Source organism: Clostridium vincentii (genome assembly GCF_002995745.1).
GTDB lineage: Bacteria > Bacillota > Clostridia > Clostridiales > Clostridiaceae > Clostridium > Clostridium vincentii.
In genome coordinates this window covers 33910-52933 of sequence record NZ_PVXQ01000006.1, presented here as the reverse complement: position 1 = coordinate 52933, position 19024 = coordinate 33910, and the positions used below count along the sequence as shown (strand labels likewise).

Sequence of the window (19024 nt, the reverse complement as noted above, 5' to 3'; positions counted from 1 at the left end):
TTTTATAGGTCATCTAACAAAGTTGCCGCTTTTGCATACGCTGTCGATTTACCTTCAAAAAAGTCAGTTTTAACTGAATTTGCATCGGCTAAAACATCTACCCAAGCTGCTGGATTTTCATTAATATCCGTATATATTTTAGGTAACCCAATTGCTGATAATCTAATATTTCCTAAATATTTTATATAATCTTCGATTAATTTTTTATTAATTCCCTGTATGCTATCTCCAATTACATACTGTCCCCAGGCAATTTCATGTTCTACCCCAGTCTTTACCATATTGACCAACTCTTGATTCATCTCTTTAGTAAATAATTCCGGTTCCTCTTCTTGTAATTCCTTTATTATATTTCTAAACAGCCATAAATGAGTATTTTCATCCCTATTTATAAACCTAATCTCTTGAGCAGACCCTATCATTTTACCATTCCTCTCAAGGTTATAGAAAAACATAAACCCTGAGTAAAAATATATTCCTTCTAAAATATAATTAGCCATAATTGTTTTCAGTAGATTTTTCTTTGTTGTGTCTACAATGAATTCATTGTAGAGCTCTCCAATAAACTTGTTTCTTTCTAAAAGAATTTTATCATCCTTCCACTGATAAAGAATTTCATTTCTTTTCTCCGGGGAACAAATAGTATCCAACATATAGCTATAACTTTGTGAATGTACAGCTTCTTGAAACGCTTGTATTGTAAGGCATAAATTCACCTCACTTGCAGTTATATAGCTTGATATATTACCTAAATTTGCTGTTTGTATAGAATCTAAGAAAATTAAGAAGGATAGTGTTTTATCGTAAGCCACCCTTTCCTCTTCTGAAAGCTTCCCATAATCCTTTAAATCTTGAGATAAATTTATTTCCTCCGGAATCCAAAAGTTATTCATCCCCTGTCTGTACCAATCACTAACCCAGGAATATTTCATATTGTTAAAATCATTAAGATTTGTGGTATTACCATTTATCATCCGCTTCTTACTAGTCTCAACATCTCCAAACTCATTAAAAAGTGGTTTTCTATTTATACTCATATTAAAATTTCTCCTCTCCTAAGCCGAACAGTTTTCGCAATCTCCCACAGTTAGGGATTTACTTCTTACATAATATATTGACTTAACTCCAAACTTACAGGCTGCTATATAAAGATTCATTATTTGTCTCATTGTGTAATCAGTTGTTATATATAAATTAAAGGATTGCCCCTGGTCTATATGCCTTTGCCTTATTCCATTAATTTTCACACACCATTCTTGATCTATATTATAGGCTGAATTGTAATACCAATAGTTATCCTCACATAAATCTGGAGCAGTTTTAGGAATAATACTTCCCTTCTTCTCCTCTAGATAAAATCTTGACATTACAGGATCTACACCTTCACTAGTACCTGCAATAGTTGCAGTAGAACCATTTGGAGCAACTGCCATAAGGTATCCATTTCTCATCCCATACTCTTTAATATTCTCCTTAAGTTCTATCCACTCACTCGAATTATATCCTCGTGATATGAAATAATCTCCATTTTCCCAATCTGACCCTGTAAATTCTGAATATCTTCCTTTTTCCTTTGAAATACTCATACTTGCTTTAATTGCATGATAATTAATTCTCTCATATATTTTATCGGCAAAATCCAAGTGTTCATCTGCAGTCCAATGGATTTTGTTATTAGCAAGCATATGATGATAGCCACTAGTCCCCAAGCCTATCCCTCTATACTTTTTGTTAGTTACTTCTGCATAGGGAACTGAATAATAATTTAGATCTATAACATTATCCATAGCTCTTATCTGTGTTTCAACAACATATCCAAGTTCCTCATCATTTAAAACATCTATATTTCCTAAAACCACTGAAGATAAATTACAGACAACAAAATCCCCTGGTTTCGTCCTTTCAACTATTACCTTATCTCCATTCTCCTCAATTATCTCTGATTTATCGATTTTTAAAGGACTCATATTTTGCATTATTTCCGTACATAAATTTGATGAATAAATCATCCCAGTATGCTTGTTAGGATTCATTTTATTTGCTGTATCTCTATAGAATGCAAAGGGGGTACCTGTTTCTGCAGCGCTTTTAATTATAAGCCTTACTATATCTTTTACTGACATAACTCGCTTCGGAATCTTATCATCCTCTACACATTCATAATATTTCTTTTCCCACTCTTGTCCATAAAAGTCCTCTAAAGAATATCCCTTTGCAATTTTAATTTCATGGGGACACATCATATACCAGTTAGCATCTATATCCTTTTCTGCTAATTTCCAAAATAAATCTGGATAACATAAACCCGGAAAAATATCATGGGCTTTTTTTCTATCATCCCCATTATTAGTTTTAAGTTGCAAAAATTCTGGCATATCCTTATGCCATGCATCAATCCAGATTGCGACTGATCCATTTCTTACTCCAAGTTGATCAACGGCAATTGCTGTGTCATTATATAATTTCACCCAAGGAATTACCCCTCCTGAAGCTCCTTTAAACCCTCTAATTGGCGAACCTAACGCTCTAATCTTTCCTAGATATATCCCCATGCCACCACCAAATTTAGATACCTTTGCAAAATTATCTAAAGTCTTATATATTCCCTGCAAACTATCCTCAACAGTGTCTATAAAGCAAGAGCTCAACTGATAAAAAGGCTTTCTTGCATTACTTATAGTAGGCGTTGCCATTGTAGCCTTAAGGGAACTTAGAACATCATAGAATCTTTTTGCCCACTGTACCCTCATTTCCTTCTTTTCGGGAATAGCTAGGTGCATAGCGATTCCCATAAACATTTGTTGTGGAAGCTCCACTATATCGCGATTAAAGTTATTAATTAAATATCTTGAGCTTAGCAGGCTTATTCCACTATATGTGAATAAATAGTCTCGTTCGGGTTTTAATTCCTTTTCTAATATGCAAATATCTTCTTTAGAATAGTTCTCTAGAATATATTTTCCATATAATTTTTTTTCAGTTAAGTCTGCTATGAAATCATAAAGTTCTGAATATAAATTCTTATCTTTATCCAATCCTCTATTTTTTCTAACTTGATCATGTAATCTTTCTATATATAATCTTGCAGCTACAAATTGCCATTTTGGTTCTAGCTCAGTTGTTAACTCCAAAGATACTTGCATTAATGAATCTCTTACCTCACTAGCATTCATATTAGGTCTTATAATATGCTCTAAAGCCTCTATAATTCTTTCTTTAGTATAAATTCCTTCATGATCCTTTATAGCCTCCAAGGCAAATTCACATAGGTTATCTAACGTATTCATTCTTTTCCTCCTATACAATATGTAGTGCATGATTTTTATTTTAATTCATCTATCTACAATATATAGTATATTATAATTATAACTTCTCTATCTGTAAAATATAAATTACCCCTTTCTGCCCTAATAGATACCTATATTAAAATATCTCTCTTATTATCTCCTTTTATCTGTAACTATTATTAATTAATATTTCCTATTTCATCTAGTTTGAAATTACAACTATACCAATCATATATGTCAATGACATTAAAAAAGCTGACTCCTGCATAGTACAGAAATCAGCTTTTAGTAGCTTAAACATCTTTTTTCTTTTTGACCCCAAACATAAAGCATGTTACTGAAAATCTTCTGGAAATCTCATAACATAATAATGTAATAACAAAGGTCATTACAACAATTAAACCAAACTGCAAAGGAATAATATTTGTAACCTTTAGCACATAAAAAGCAATGACAACTAACACTGTTTGATGGAAGAGATATATTGGAAATGCTGCTGGTGAAAAATACTGCGTAAATTTATTGTTAAAATTCAAATATCTCTTTCCAAATCCCATAATTGCAAGTATCCCAATCCAAGTAAGCATACGTTGCTCAATATCCCATACCAATCCATGACCTCCATTATTAAAATACAAATAACTTCTTAAAGCCATAAACACTATCCATAAAATACTAAGTGGTATACGATATTTCATAAGCTTGTCCTGAACATCATCAAGACTAAGAATAAAAAATCCAATTAAAAAGCATGCAAGGAATTCACCAACACTCTTTCCACCCACTTCAACGATTGGAGTCATTAGCAATATAATAATAAACATTGGAAGAAGTATGGGCATTGTAATTTTGCTTCCATTAAATTTCTTATCACTCTTGTTATACCAAAGCATAATTGGAAGTGATATCATTGAAATCACAAATAGATATAACATAAACCATGTATGTGCAGTGGTAAATCCTCCATCATATCCTGTTAGATCAGTAAACTTGGTAAAGAATACTTTATAATGTTCAAAATATCCTCCTGCATATCCATTATGAAAAACATCTGCTATGTAAGTTTGCAAAGGAATAATTGTTACTAGTCCAAACATAAGTGGAATTAGCAGCTTAGATACTCTTTCTTTTGAATATTTTTTACCACTTCTCTTTTTAAGGGCATAAGCCGAAGAAATACCTGCTATGGCAAACAGTAAAGCCATCCACCAAGGATAAACAATATTAACAAACTGCGAAAAGATATTAACAGGTTCACTAAACACATAAAATGGCTCTCCAAACGTATTAAAAATCATACATGTATGAAAGGGAAATAACAATAAAATACAAAAAATTCTGATGTTATCAATGTAATATTTTCTCATTATATTTTTCTCCTAACCAACAGTTAATTATAATAATGTCCTTTTTCTATCTAATCATAATAACAGAACTTCTCTTCTTATTGGTAAAAATGTATAAATAATCATAAAAAAAATTAAAACTAATAATATATTTAAGGACTATAGGTGAGTTTATATAAAAACAAACTCCTCTATAGTCCCTTTTTTCTTTAGACTTTCTTTATAACGGCAAAGTAAAACAAATAATTGTACCTTTAAAAGAAGATTCAACACAATGTATAAAACCTCCATGAGCCTCAATAATATATTTAGAAATAGAGAGCCCAAGACCAGATCCAGGAATATTTTGACTTCTACTCTTCTCTCCCCTATAAAACTTATTAAAAATATTAGGTACATCATTAGATGAAATACCTATACCATTATCCTTCACATAGACATATAAAGAGTTATCTAAGACTTCAAAGTATACAGCAATTTCTCCTTGAAGCTTTGAGTACTTTATACTATTTGAAACTAAATTATACATGACTTGAGAAAGTCTTTTTTTATCTCCATTTATCAATATATTAGGAATTTCATCTGGAAATTTAAACTTAATATTCTTACTTTCTATTTCAATATATAAGTCTTCTAAAATATCTCTAAAAAATTCTTCACAGTAAAATTCATCTAGTTTTATATTCATTTTATTAAGTTCAGCCTTTGAATGCTCTAAGATATCATCTAAAAGTTTATTTAACATCTTTAACCTATTTAATGTTAAGGTACAATAATTATCAATGCCTTCCTTATCTTTTACAATGCCATCTTTAATTCCTGACACATATCCATGAATAGCTGTTAAAGGTGTTTTAATATCATGGGATAAACATGCTAAAAGCTCCTTTTCATTAACCTTTATAGCTACTTCCTTTTCCTTCGAAAATTTAATTTCATCCCTCATAGCCTCAAAATCATGGCAAAACCCACCTATTTCAGTATTATAATCATACTTAATTTTATAGAAAAAATCCCCTTTTAAAATTTTACAAGCACTTTCATGTAGACTAGCTATAGGAGCTAAAATATCTTTTTTTGTGAAAAGGTATAAATATGTCGATAAGAATATAATTGCTAGTACACCTATAATTATTGGTAATAAACTTAAGAAAGTTAAATCCTTTGATGAAGTAGGTATAAACTCTTCCTTAGGAATCAAAAAAATTGCTGTTCCAACTTGTTTATTATCTATAATTAAAGGAGTGGGATATCTAACATAGTTAGGTTCATCAGCTAGGCTTTGATTATCATATTCTATAGACTCCTTTAAATTGACTACTGTATCTTTTTTATATCTATCAATAGTGGAAGCTAAAACCTTACCACTTAAATCTATAGCAGTATAATCATAAGTTAACTCTGTATTAAGTGTAAGACTATTATTTTCTAAAGCTTCCTCTATACTTAATTTTAAAGAGTTTGTTAAAATCCTACCCTTGTTAACAGTAGGATAAATGTTATTTTTATTAGATATAAGAAAAGCTGTATAAATAGTAATAGATATTGCACATGTAACTATTAATACAGTAAATATTTTTAATTTTGAATTTATACCCATCTTATTCATCTAAATCCTCTTCCCACTTGTACCAAACTCCCCAAACGGTTCTAATATAATTTATATTATGCTTGGCTAATTTTTCGCGAATTCTCTTTACATAAACAGCAACTGTATTTAATTCTCCAATATCACTCATCCCCCAGACATTATCATAAAGCTGCTCTTTTGAAAATACCTGATTTGGATAGCCTGACAAAAAATCTATGATTTCAAATTCTCGTGATGTTAAATGAATTTCTCTATCCTTGAAACTTAGCTTATAGCTTTTACTATCTATAGTTAAATCACCAAACTTCTTTTTATCCAAAATATTATTTGCTGGATTTGAAAAGGTCTTATATCTTCTAATATGAGCTTTAATTCTAGCAATTATCTCCATAGGAGAAAAGGGCTTGGTGATATAATCATCAGCCCCTACCCCTAAGGATAAAATTTTATCTATATCTCCACTTTTAGCAGATAGCATTATTATAGGCACCATAGAAGATATCCTAATAATTCTACATATTTCAATGCCATCAACCTCTGGAAGCATAATATCTAAAACAATAATATCCGGATTAAAGGATTTAAATACCTCTATGGCATCTCCTCCATTGTCGCAACAACTAACTATAAATTCTTCATTTGTTAAGTAATCCTTTAATATCTTTCTAATATCTTTATCATCTTCAATTATAAGAATCTTTTCATTTGCCATAATATCACTCCAAATATTTTGTAATTATCTCTAAAGATAATTTTACCACAAAAGGATGCCTTAGCGTATTTTACCAGCCTCTCTCACTTAGAAATTCAAATATTATAGTCTCTCTATTTTTATAATCAGTTTTAGAAAATTTATCTAAGGATAATTCCCCATCTACCCTACCATCTTTCAAATATACTAATCTAGAAGCACGAGCTGCAGCCTTTAAGTCATGAGTAACCATAACAACTGTTTGTCCTTTGCTGTTTAACTCAGATAATATGTCTAAGACTTCTTCTCCTTTAGTGGAATTTAATGCTCCTGTTGGTTCATCTCCAAATAGTATTTTAGGAGATGTAATTAATGCCCTCGCTATAGCTACCCTTTGTTGCATACCCCCTGAAATCTCAGAAGGATATTTATCCTTGTCCTCTTCTAATCCAAAGTCTTTAAGAAGCTTCAATACTTTTTCATTAACTTCTTTTTTATTTTTATTTACCCCATAACCACAATAAGCTATATTCTCAAAAACAGTTATATCTGGTAGTAGATTTATACTTTGAAAAACAAATGAGATATCTTTTCTTCTTACAGAAGATAAATCTTCTTCTTTCATTGATGTTATCTCATTACCAAGGATATTTACACTTCCACTAGTTGCTAAATCCATTCCGCTTAAGGAATATAATAATGTGGATTTTCCTGAACCTGAGCTCCCCATTATTACTGTAAAATCTCCCTCATATATATCTAAATTTAAATTTTTTATTACATTGTGAGCAGTTTTCCCTGTTACGAAAGACTTGCATAAATTATTTGTTTTAATAACTACATTTCTCATAAAATCACTCCTATTCTTCCATTAATTCAGTAGGCTTAGTATTTTTTATATTTGCGCAACTTACAATTGTAATAAGCAATATCAAAGCTATCATGACTACTAGTAAAACTGCCATTGTTTTTGGTGATATTACTAATACATCTAAGTTACTAAAGGCAGCAGCAATAAGAGGTCTACTTAAAGTTAAATTTAAGATAACAGCTATTACTGTGCTAATGGTTGTTAAAATTAGTATTCTATATAAATATCTATTTCGAATTTCTTTGGAGGTAAAGCCTAAAGCTTTCATAATTCCAAAGTTTCTTCTATTATCTCTAACACTTATTAATATAATATTTAGTATAGTGATTACACTAAAAATTATAAATACTACCATTAATATTTGAGTTATAGGAAGTATTAATTCTGGCATTGATTCTATGCTATCTTTTAAAAGTGGATGAACATCACTAGCATCTAAATTAGGATATTCATCAGTAATATCCTTTGTAAATTCATCTGTATCAGCTCCATCTTTAAGATTTAAAAAGATTTCACTTCCCTTAAATTCAGGATATTCTTTTTGCACAGCTGAATTTAACATCCTCATGGAATATCCATTGCCCGTTAATGAATTATAAGACCCTGATATCAAATAAGACTTTTTGTTATTGTTTATAGATAGTTCTATATAATCTCCTACAGTTAACCCCGAATCTTTTAATATCTTTGTTGTAACAGATACTTCATTATATTTTTCAGGATTATGTCCATGGATTATAGTAAATTCAAAATCATTATCAAAGGAATCCAGAACTGTTGTATTGAGTATAGTACTTTTTATATTGTATTTTTCCTTATCTACTGATACTCCATTATATAGCAGACATCCATTAACATAATTCTTAACCCTATCATCAGATTTGACCTTATTTAATACATTTTCAAGTTCACTCTGAGATGCCGTTAATGGTGCATCTAAACTCATCTTAGTACTTACAGTTATGCTACTTTTAGGAAGACCAAACCAAACATTAGTATTTTTATTCATTTCCCCTACCATCACATTAGTATTTCCAAAAAGCAATACCAAAGTAAAAGATAAGGTTAATGTCAAAGTAATTAAGATTGATATTTTTTTGTATTTAAAAATATCATTTACTGCTAAAGCTAAAGATGAAGTGGTATTTTTAATTAAAGATTTCGCAAGTTTCTTCTTTGAAGACGTAACACCTGTTCTTAGCGCTTCTACAGGGGAAATCTTATTAGTTTTTCTAACTACAAAATATAAATTTATAATTACTATTATAGAAAATAATAATATAGTTCCAAAAATTGCTGGTAAATTAATATCTACACCATTAAATTCACCTATATATCTTAAAGATTTAGACGCTATATAATTCAATATAGGTATACTACATAATGCACCTAAAATACTACCTATAAAAGCAGTTAATGAATATCCTATAATATAAAAATTAAGAATTTGCTTTTTAGTGAAGCCTAATGCTTTATATATACCTATAGATTTATACTCTTTTAAAATGTTATTCCATAATATAAACCTTATAAGTATTATTGAAACAATGAATATAAATACTGAAGCTAAAGTGCAAATACCTCCTACTGCAATAGGGGCCATAACGGAAGCCTGAATAAGTAAATCTTTATCAGCAAGTACTCCCCCAGTTTTTACATCCGAAGTTAATTTTTGTCCTAAGTCACTTGCATCAACATCATTTTTAACATCAATAAATATTATTGGTGATTTTGTAAAAGAAGAAAAATCTTCAATATTATTCTTATTTATATAAAGAATAATTTGACCTACAGTACTTGATGGTTGATTTGAATCATTAATTAATGAAGAAACCTTTAAAGTTACATCCTTATCTTTTATCTTAAAGGTTAAGTCATCTCCAAGTTTAATCTTATGATTATCAGCAACAAGCTGTGCAATCCAGATTTCTCCTTCCTTTGGCTTACTTTCATTATCTAATGATTCAACCTTATTTATTTTAAAAGGAAGCTCATTGCTGTTGTCTACAGGAGATACTTCATATACTGGAATCTTTAAATTCTTGTCATTATACCAGATGTCGTTTCCAGATACAAAAGCCTCCTTAACTTGTATGTCATTAACGTTAGAATTACCGTTGCACCACTCAACAACATCATTTTTAGCACCTTCATTAGAATTAAATATAGATAAATCATATATTTCATCCTTTGAATAAACATCATTAACGTAGCCTTTAATGGAAGTTACCATACATAGACTACTTGTAAATATTAAAGAAGATAAAAACAACAGTGTTCCAATTAGAAAACATTGAAGTTTCTTCTTTTTTAGTTTTTTAAACCACATATTTTGCACATCCTTTCTTGAGAGCTCTTATTTATATATTAACTTAAGAAAATGAAAAAAGGATATTTAAAATATTAATGAAATCTTACAACTTGTAGCCAAACTAAATAATTTAAGAGAAGCTTATCCTTATATTAGGACAAGCTTCTCTTTCTCTATTACTTTTTATGAGATAACAGTTACATTCTGTTTTTAACTATATTTTTAGCTCCAAAGTAAGTTGCTAAAAAATAACCACCATATACTACTACTATAAATACTCCACTAATAGATATTAGTTAAACAATACTATTTCCAGAGCCGAACATATTAACTATATTCATAGAAAGCTTTAGTCCAACAACAGAATGAACAATAGCTAATAATAAAGGTACTAAGAAATATATTCCTACTTGTCTAAATACAGATTGATATATTGTATTATCCTCTACTCCAATTTTTCTAAGTAGATTATATCTTTGTATATTGTCGTCAGATTCAGATAATTGCTGTATTGCCAGAATTGCAGCGGAAGCAATCATAAATATTATTCCAAGATATATTGCTAAATAAGCCATGGACACTCCTAGACTTTTGGAACTACTCTTTAGCTGATTATCAGTTACATAATTGAATTTACCATCCGGGACTAAAGATTGTACCCTATCTAAATCAGATATTAAATCTTTCTCTAAATTACTATCCTTGTTTTTGAAATCAAAATTTAAAAATGAGTTATATGGTTTCTGATTTGTTATTAAAGTATCATCTACAACTATGGTACAAAAGTTATTCTTCATAATGGCACTACTAAAGGTTTTATCAATAACTTTATCCTTAGCAGGTTTTATCACCTTATTATTTATAGTTAATTCCTTATTCTTCTTTAGGATATTCTCTAACGGTTCAGAAAAGTCATTTATATCACTATTTATTACATATTGATCCTTTCCTAGGGTTATAGTCTCCTCTCCCATCATGGAAAGTTCCTTATTAAAATCTGAAAGTTTAATTATAGGGATAGCTTGATCATTCGCCACTGGATAATAATTTTTCCCCTTTTCAATGGAATCAGCATCAAGTAGTCCACTATATTTAATATTATCAGTATAGATATGATAATAATGGTATCTATCAGTATATTTATTAAAATCAAAATTGTTATTTTCTAAAGAAGTTAAAAAGTCGTCTCCGTTATAGGAATACATAGACACATTATGTGGTGTCAAATCTTTTATATCTTTATTTAATGCTCTATTTATTAACAACCCACCTGATAAGGTGCAAATCAATATAAATAGCATTAAACATATAAAGGTCATTGAAACAAAGGTTGTATTAATTTTGCTATTAATTTGTCTTAGTAAAAACATATTTAATTCTTTTAGATAAATCTTTTTATTGCTTTGAACTACTTTTAATAAAAATCCTGAAAGACTCATAAAAAAAAGTAATGTTCCAACCGAACCTAAAATCACTGAAACTAAAATTTTATAATCTAATTTTGCTATCCCATATTTAAGCATTATAAAATATGCAGAACCAATACAAATAACGCTTACTATAAATAATATAACTGATGACCATAATTTCTTTACCTTAATACTTTCATTCTTTTTTGAGGCAGTTAAAAAATCAATAAGTTTTATTCTTTTAATTGATGTTGTATTAAATAATGCTACCAAAACATATATACCACCAAAGGCAAGGATGGCTTTAAGGCAAGCTGCACCTGAAAATATAAATTTAAAACTTTTCAAATCAACTTCAAACATTTTTGCTGTTAGTATTGATAATCCTTGGGACATAAATACACCAAGTACTAATCCAATAGCTAATGAAATTATTCCAATTAATAAAGTTTCAATAAATAATATCTTTGATATACTATTTTTCTCCATTCCTAATATCATATATATGCCCAATTCCTTTTTTCTTCTCTTAACTAAATAGTTATTAGCATATATGACTAAAAAAGCTAATATGAAAGTTATAAATACAGAAGCGATTCCCATAATATGACTTACCGCCTTAAAAGCCCCCTCATTTATTTCATCAAGATCAAGCATTGCTTTTTGTGATTCAATGGAATTAAATACATAAAATAAGCAAACTGCAAATATTAATGTTAAAAAATATATAGAGTAATCTTTAAAACTTCTGTGAATATTTCTAATTGATAACTTAGAATACATCTCTTTGGTCACCTCCAAGGAGAGTTACTACTTCTATAATTTTATTAAAAAACTCTTTCCTAGAATCCTTTCCTCTAATTAGCTCATTAAATAAATTTCCGTCTTTTATAAATAAAATTCTTTTTGCATAACTTGCAGAAAAAGCATCATGTGTAACCATCATTATGGTAGCATTTAATTGTTCATTTAAATTAACTAAGGATTCAAGAAGCATTTTTGCAGACTTAGAATCAAGGGAACCTGTAGGTTCATCTGCAAGTATCAGCTTGGGATTTGAAATTAATGCTCTAGCTGATGCAACTCTTTGTTTTTGTCCTCCTGACATCTCATAGGGGAATTTATATAATACATCTGTTATATTTAGTTTCATTGCAACTTCTTTAACCCTTTTATCAATTATTTCGGCATTAATCTTACATATTGTTAAGGCTAGTGCTATATTCTCGTAAGCATTTAATGTATCTAATAAATTAAAATCTTGAAAAATGAATCCAAGTTCTTCACGTCTAAATTTTGCTAACTTTTTATCCTTAAACTTTGTTATATCTTCATTTCCGATTAAGATATTACCACTTGTTACACTATCTATAGTTGAAATACAGTTTAATAAAGTAGTTTTCCCACTACCCGAAGCACCCATTATTGCAACGTACTCACCTTCTACAACAGTAAAACTTATATTATTTATAGCTTTAGTAACATTTCCTCTACTACCATAAAACTTTTGAATGTTCATGACTTTTAAAATTTCCTTATCCATATCATTTCCTCCTCTTCCCTTATAACTAAATATTACTACTTCTAATTTTTCATGCCATAGGTGTATATAACATAAACCTTACATTTTTGTAATATAGTAATGATTATTCAAAAATCATCATCTTATTTTTAGGAAACAATATAGATACTGTTGTGCCTTCCCCTAAAGTTGAGGATAAAGTTATTCCAAGTCCTAATTTATTGCATAACTTTTTACATAGATACAAACCAATTCCAGTGGACTCTTTAAACATTCGTCCGTTTTCCCCTGTGTACCCTTTATCAAAAGCCTTTAATAATGCTTTTTCATCCATGCCTATTCCGTTGTCAGATATATGAAGAACTATATCCTCCGCTAATTCTTCACCAGTAAAACATAAATATTTATGTGCTTTATCAAAATATTTAATGGAATTAGATATTATCTGATGCAAAATAAAATCCGCCCATTTATTATCAGTATAAATTTGATAATTTAAGTTGTCTTTTTTAACTTTTATATATTTTTCTATGAGTTGTATGGAACTTCTTTTTATAGATGTATTTACAAGGTCCTCAAGATTTAATGTTTTAATAATAAAGTCCTTTTCAACAGCTGAGCTTCTGGCATAGAAAAGGGCTTGTTCAATATATTCTTCTATTTTATTTATATCTTCTTCAATACTTGTTAGTATTTGATTTCTATAATTTTCTATTATTAACTTTGAAGATGCAATAGGTGTCTTTACCTCATGGACCCAAAGTTCAATAAATTCTTTATAATCTTTATTCTCAAGTTCTATTTTTGCTATATTATCATTCATAGCTTTATTACATTCTTTTAATATATTATAAATAGCATAATCCTCATCTTTACTAGGCTTATTCATTAATTCACTTAATAGATACTTTGCCTCTAAGCCGTCCAAGTTTTCATTTAATTCCTTAATAAAGGCTGATTTACTTCTATATTCATAAAATAATAATGATAAATTTAACAGGATAAATAAACTAGAAATAAGAATTATAGCATAGGTATCCACCTTTAGACTTGAAAAAAGTATTATCATAAACAGAACTAATAAAACATTACCAATTAGAAAACCTAGTCTTTCATTTAAAAATGATCTCAATTTCATAGTAATATATACCCTTGACCTCTCTTGGTTTGTAAAAATTCTTTTGCACCAATTGTCTCAAGTTTTTTTCTAAGACGGTTTATATTAACTGTTAAAGTGTTATCATCAACAAACTCATTAGATTGCCATAAAAAATCCATAATCTCATTTCTAGAGACTATACATTCTTTTTTCTTCATTAAAATATTTAAAATTTTACTTTCATTTTTAGTTAATTCAATTTCTTCATCATTAAATTTCATTGAACTTGTGGAAATATTAAATGTTAAACCTTTATAAATTAATATATCATTATCTGAATTATGGTAAGTCCTTTTAAGTACAGATGATATACGAGCCAATAGTATCTGGGTATTGTAGGGCTTAATAATAAAATCATCTGCTCCAAGATTCATACTCATTAGCTCGTCTATCTCACTTTGCCTACTAGTAACAATAATAACAGGAACATTTAATTTTTTTCTAATTTCACGACAAATATAAAATCCATCATAGTATGGTAAATTTATATCTAAAAGGATTATATGAGCATTTGACTCTAAAGCAATATGAACAATATTCTCAAAATCCCTTGAATAATCACATTCATATCCATATCTTGTTAAAAAAGTCGATAATTCTTTTCTAATTTTTTCTTCGTCTTCTATAATAAAAATTTTCTCCATTTACTAACACCTCTCCATTAAGTATTTACCTAATACCTTCACTCCACAAATATATACTTATTATAGCATCCTTTGATATTCCCAATTTAATAAGATTTCTATATCTTATTTTAAACTGTTCCCAATAATATCTTCATCAAAGCCATGGTCTTCAAATATTTTTCTAGTTAACTTCCAACATTTTATTTTTTCTCTTATCCATGAAAATACCCTACAGGTAGACTTTTTTAGTGTCTACTCTATAGGGTACAATTTATTCTTATCTGTGGTGATTTTTATTCAAATTTCTTTTAATTACTTAACTCCTTAATACTTAAAATTATTCTTTTACCAATCTCTTACAATACTAACAATTACATAATATTTTTTATAAAAGTATTTTAGCAAATTCCATATTATCAAATTCATTTTCTTTTATATAATCTAGTGAATCAACTAAATAAGTTTTATGATGTTCTATAGTCTTCGAGAATGATTGAATAAATTTAACTATGTTTTCTTTTGAATCATATTCATTATATAGATATTTCCCAACTAAATAAAATCTAATAAATGAATATCTTGTTAAAAGCATAATATATCCATCAAATATTGATTCTGTCTCTGAAAATGGGAATAAATTATTATACATAAAATTTACTAAATAGTTTTCAAAAATATAGCTATTCTTAATTATAAAATTTTCAGTATAATCTTCAAATGCTTTTACATACAATTCCGAATCTTTATTGATCTCCTCTCCCTCATCAAACCTGAATCCTGCCATAATTTGCTTAGTATATTCCTTAAAAGAAATACTATCCACTTCTTTAAATACATCTAAGAAACCCACCATCTTTTTGAAAAAATCTATCTGAAGAATATAACTTAATTGATCCTTTTCATAAGAATCACTACGTGAGTTTATATCATATTCTTTAATAAATTTAGGTACATTATTATAATTATATTTAAGTTCCTCTTCTAATGCATTTATGAAACCACCTAATATATAAAGTCTTTGGCTTAAATTAAATGTTCTATTCTTTATTATTTTAATACTCAAATCTCTAATTTCTTTAAAATACTTTATAGGTGAATTATTAAATTCTTTAGATTTAGTATCAATATCACTTGATACTATGTGTTTCCCTAAAGTCTCTTCACTTTCTTGGAATTCAATTCCCTGTTCTTTTAGCAAAAGAATCCTTGCAGCTTCTGGACATGCCACATCTAGAGATATCTCATAATATCCATCTATTTTATTGGTTATTCTAGGAAAAGATGTGCAAATATTTGAAAGATACTCTTCTCCAAGATTCGAATAAATCATACAATAATTTTCTTCATCTAAGAAGGGGCATCTTTTCCCATTTTTTAATTTCACTTTTCCATAATCTACATCCGGGCTTAAGTAATCTTCATTATTATAAACATTTTTTTGAAACATTCTCTTCATTTCTTTGTCTTGAACTTTATAATACTGTTTGAACGTAATCTTATCAATATCTACATCCCATCCAACACAACAACTGTCTTCACATTTTCCACCTATACACTCAAATTCTTTAAGATATCTTGGATATCTCATTTTTATATTTTTATCCATCGTATACTTCCTTCTCATTTTTTGTATTTAATTGCTTTTTTTCCTATTTAGGAAGATTAATATAAATCTTAAACATATCTCCCTCTGTATTAATAGTTATGTTACCCTCATGAAGTTCTATAATACTCTTAGTTATTGCAAGTCCAAGGCCAGAACCTTCTACATTTGAATTTCTAGACTCATCACCTCTAGCAAATCTCTCAAATATTTCTTCATTATTAAAATTCATTTCATAGTTTGCGATGTTTTTAATCGATATTCCTATAGATTCTCCTTCATCCATTATATCAATATATACCCTTGTATTTTCTAAGGAGTACTTTAACGCATTAATAACAATATTCTCAATAGCTCTAGACATCATCTTTCCATCAAGTTCTATATATAATTCTTCAACTATGCTATTTACCTTAAACTCCATCTCTTTATCTTCATAGAGTGAAGAATATTCTCCAACAGCTTGGTGAATTAATGACATAATATCAATCTTTTCCTTACTAAGTACCATCTTTCCACTATTAATCTTTGACATCTCAAATAAATCGTCTATAAGCACCTTAAGTTTCTTAGATTTTTGATCTACAATCTTTAAATAATCTTGCTTCTCTTCTTCTGTAATATCCTCAGATTTAAGTATGTTAACATAATTAATAATAGATGTTAGCGGTGTTCTTAAATCATGGGATACATTTGAAATAAGCTCAGTCTTTACTTTTTCATTTTTCAAAGTATCTTGAACTGCTATCTCATATCCTTCTTTAATCTTATTTATATTTGTAATAAGCTCTAAAATCTCTATTCCGCCTTGCTCTACTATATGATAATCTAAATCACCTTCATTAATTCTTTTTAAACTATCATTAACTAGATATATATCAACAGACTTCTTTATAGAATAAATAATTCCTATCATAGGTAATGTCATTAAAATTATGCTTCCTTTAAATGGGTATAAAGTGAAAAAGGTAACTAATATGTTATTCTTAATACCCCCAACCGCTAACATATATAAATAAAAAATAAAAAATATAATAGAACATATTATAGTCCCTATTAGTGTTTTTCTAGTTTGTCTATACTTAAATCCATTTTTCAATACATATATAATGCTAATAACAAAATTCCCCCTGATATTGGACCCATTTCTGCTTATTATTATCACACCTACTACTTTCGATATCAAAAATATTCCTAATACTATTAAGAAATATAATCCGAATACTATTTTAAAATACACATTCTCAACATAATTATCTCTAGATGTAAAATAGTACTCTTGAAAATTTGCTAAAACACTTTTATCATAAATTACATAATCCTCTTCCACAATCGTACTAAATTTATTCTCATTATCATAACTTACCAAAAGTTCCTTTCCTTCATATTTTTCATTTACATAACTTAATATATTTTCATCAGTATATTTTCCGTCAGATAATTCAAAATACCCACTTGAGTCATTAGTTATTATCTGATTAGTATTTTTATTTCTTATAATAAAGAAAATATTTTCATTTAGTTCAAATTCTTCCTTCTCATAAACTTTATCAATAAAATCCCTTTTAAAGGCTTCCTTAATAATATCATTTCCATAATATATTTTTTCTAGAGAATTGGTTTTTTGGTAAATCATATTAGTTATAGCTAAGGAATCCTTAGCTAAATTTTCTTCATAATATTTCTGTGGGTTTATTGTTGACCTAAAGATATTGATCATCTTTGACGAATCTGTTGAATAATATTTATATACTTCTACGCTAAAGTAACTAATAATAAATAACAATCCAATAATTTCCAACAACCAAATATGATTTAAGTAGTCTTTAACCCTACTTTTCAATTTTATACCCAATGCCCCACACCACCTTAATGTACTCGGGCTCCTTTGTATTTAATTCAATTTTTTCTCTTATTCTTCTTATATGAACTGTAACAGTGTTCTCACTTTTATAGAAGGGTTCTTCCCATACTTTTTCGTATATTTCCTTTATTGAAAAAATTCTTCCAATATTAGAGGCAAGTAAGTATAAAATCTTATATTCTGTTGCTGTAACCCTAATTTCTTCCTCTCTTACTATTATCTTTTTTGCCAAGGTATCTATCTCTAAATCTTTAACCTTAACTACACCTTTGTCCTCAACATTTAGTGGTTTTTCATATCTTCTTAATTGAGATTTCACTCTTGCCATTAATTCCAAATGATTAAAAGGCTTTGGTATATAGTCATCGGCTCCGACATTTAGCCCAAGTATTTTATCAGAATCTTCGCCCTTAGCTGATAACATTATTATAGGGATGTTATTAGTTTCTCTAATTTTCATACAAGTTTTAAGCCCATCTAGTTTAGGCATCATTATATCTAATATAATCAAATGGATTTGATTACTCTCTAAAATATCTAAAGCTTCTACGCCATCCTCAGCCTTTATTACCTTTAAGTTTTCACCTCTTAAATATATCTCAATAGCATCTCTTATTTCCTTTTCATCATCAACCACTAAAACATTGTACATAATAAAACCTCCTTAGGTTTTCTTTTCTTAATTATATCCTAACTCTATTAAATCATAAAACATTTAACCCTTTATTACTATTTTATTAATTA

The 19024-nt window shown here is 28.5% G+C and carries 14 protein-coding genes; all 14 read right to left on the bottom strand.

Annotated features, from left to right (window positions below; all coding sequences use genetic code 11):
* Nucleotides 1-2: 2 nt before the first annotated feature.
* Complete coding sequence (locus tag CLVI_RS04145; RefSeq protein WP_106058860.1) at nucleotides 3-1037, bottom strand: ribonucleotide-diphosphate reductase subunit beta; 1035 nt, start codon at nucleotides 1035-1037, stop codon at nucleotides 3-5.
* A gap of 18 nt (nucleotides 1038-1055) precedes the next feature.
* Nucleotides 1056-3287 (bottom strand): ribonucleoside-diphosphate reductase subunit alpha, encoded by a 2232-nt coding sequence (locus CLVI_RS04140; protein WP_106058859.1) that lies wholly within the window; start codon nucleotides 3285-3287, stop codon nucleotides 1056-1058.
* 293 nt (nucleotides 3288-3580) lie between these two features.
* Nucleotides 3581-4654, bottom strand: a complete 1074-nt coding sequence (locus CLVI_RS04135) for an acyltransferase family protein (RefSeq protein ID WP_106058858.1) — start codon at nucleotides 4652-4654, stop codon at nucleotides 3581-3583.
* Between the two features lie 199 nt (nucleotides 4655-4853).
* Nucleotides 4854-6242, bottom strand: coding sequence for a HAMP domain-containing sensor histidine kinase (locus CLVI_RS04130; protein WP_106058857.1), 1389 nt, complete (start codon nucleotides 6240-6242; stop codon nucleotides 4854-4856).
* Entirely contained in the window at nucleotides 6235-6936 is a 702-nt protein-coding gene (locus CLVI_RS04125) for a response regulator transcription factor (RefSeq protein WP_106058856.1), read from the bottom strand. Before CLVI_RS04125 ends, CLVI_RS04130 begins: the two co-directional genes overlap by 8 nt.
* Before the next feature lie 70 nt (nucleotides 6937-7006).
* Nucleotides 7007-7765, bottom strand: a complete 759-nt coding sequence (locus CLVI_RS04120) for an ABC transporter ATP-binding protein (RefSeq protein ID WP_106058855.1) — start codon at nucleotides 7763-7765, stop codon at nucleotides 7007-7009.
* Between the two features lie 10 nt (nucleotides 7766-7775).
* Complete coding sequence (locus CLVI_RS04115; RefSeq protein ID WP_106058854.1) at nucleotides 7776-10115, bottom strand: ABC transporter permease; 2340 nt, start codon at nucleotides 10113-10115, stop codon at nucleotides 7776-7778.
* A 278-nt stretch (nucleotides 10116-10393) separates the two neighbouring features.
* Nucleotides 10394-12289 (bottom strand): ABC transporter permease, encoded by a 1896-nt coding sequence (locus CLVI_RS04110; protein WP_242980550.1) that lies wholly within the window; start codon nucleotides 12287-12289, stop codon nucleotides 10394-10396.
* Complete coding sequence (locus CLVI_RS04105) at nucleotides 12279-13049, bottom strand: ABC transporter ATP-binding protein (protein ID WP_106058853.1); 771 nt, start codon at nucleotides 13047-13049, stop codon at nucleotides 12279-12281. The genes CLVI_RS04110 and CLVI_RS04105 overlap by 11 nt, the downstream gene beginning before the upstream one ends.
* A gap of 103 nt (nucleotides 13050-13152) precedes the next feature.
* Nucleotides 13153-14166 (bottom strand): sensor histidine kinase, encoded by a 1014-nt coding sequence (locus CLVI_RS04100; RefSeq protein WP_106058852.1) that lies wholly within the window; start codon nucleotides 14164-14166, stop codon nucleotides 13153-13155.
* Complete coding sequence (locus tag CLVI_RS04095; RefSeq protein WP_106058851.1) at nucleotides 14163-14831, bottom strand: response regulator transcription factor; 669 nt, start codon at nucleotides 14829-14831, stop codon at nucleotides 14163-14165. Before CLVI_RS04095 ends, CLVI_RS04100 begins: the two co-directional genes overlap by 4 nt.
* A 367-nt stretch (nucleotides 14832-15198) precedes the next feature.
* Nucleotides 15199-16419 carry a flagellin lysine-N-methylase gene (gene fliB, locus CLVI_RS04090; protein WP_106058850.1) on the bottom strand — a complete coding sequence of 407 codons (1221 nt, stop codon included), beginning with the start codon at nucleotides 16417-16419 and terminating at the stop codon, nucleotides 15199-15201.
* A 43-nt stretch (nucleotides 16420-16462) separates the two neighbouring features.
* Nucleotides 16463-18271, bottom strand: a complete 1809-nt coding sequence (locus tag CLVI_RS04085) for a sensor histidine kinase (protein WP_242980549.1) — start codon at nucleotides 18269-18271, stop codon at nucleotides 16463-16465.
* A complete protein-coding gene (locus tag CLVI_RS04080) occupies nucleotides 18249-18932 on the bottom strand; it encodes a response regulator transcription factor (RefSeq protein WP_106058849.1) in 684 nt (227 codons plus the stop codon). The genes CLVI_RS04085 and CLVI_RS04080 overlap by 23 nt, the downstream gene beginning before the upstream one ends.
* Nucleotides 18933-19024 lie beyond the last annotated feature (92 nt).

Excerpts from the sequence above, each read along its gene's own strand:
- CLVI_RS04145 (WP_106058860.1), bottom strand. The coding sequence starts at position 1,037 with ATGAGTATAAATAGAAAACCACTTTTTAATGAGTTTGGAGATGTTGAG.
- CLVI_RS04140 (WP_106058859.1), bottom strand. The coding sequence starts at position 3,287 with ATGAATACGTTAGATAACCTATGTGAATTTGCCTTGGAGGCTATAAAG.
- CLVI_RS04135 (WP_106058858.1), bottom strand. The coding sequence starts at position 4,654 with ATGAGAAAATATTACATTGATAACATCAGAATTTTTTGTATTTTATTG.
- CLVI_RS04130 (WP_106058857.1), bottom strand. The coding sequence starts at position 6,242 with ATGAATAAGATGGGTATAAATTCAAAATTAAAAATATTTACTGTATTA.
- CLVI_RS04125 (WP_106058856.1), bottom strand. The coding sequence starts at position 6,936 with ATGGCAAATGAAAAGATTCTTATAATTGAAGATGATAAAGATATTAGA.
- CLVI_RS04120 (WP_106058855.1), bottom strand. The coding sequence starts at position 7,765 with ATGAGAAATGTAGTTATTAAAACAAATAATTTATGCAAGTCTTTCGTA.
- CLVI_RS04115 (WP_106058854.1), bottom strand. The coding sequence starts at position 10,115 with ATGTGGTTTAAAAAACTAAAAAAGAAGAAACTTCAATGTTTTCTAATT.
- CLVI_RS04110 (WP_242980550.1), bottom strand. The coding sequence starts at position 12,289 with ATGTATTCTAAGTTATCAATTAGAAATATTCACAGAAGTTTTAAAGAT.
- CLVI_RS04105 (WP_106058853.1), bottom strand. The coding sequence starts at position 13,049 with ATGGATAAGGAAATTTTAAAAGTCATGAACATTCAAAAGTTTTATGGT.
- CLVI_RS04100 (WP_106058852.1), bottom strand. The coding sequence starts at position 14,166 with ATGAAATTGAGATCATTTTTAAATGAAAGACTAGGTTTTCTAATTGGT.
- CLVI_RS04095 (WP_106058851.1), bottom strand. The coding sequence starts at position 14,831 with ATGGAGAAAATTTTTATTATAGAAGACGAAGAAAAAATTAGAAAAGAA.
- fliB (WP_106058850.1), bottom strand. The coding sequence starts at position 16,419 with ATGGATAAAAATATAAAAATGAGATATCCAAGATATCTTAAAGAATTT.
- CLVI_RS04080 (WP_106058849.1), bottom strand. The coding sequence starts at position 18,932 with ATGTACAATGTTTTAGTGGTTGATGATGAAAAGGAAATAAGAGATGCT.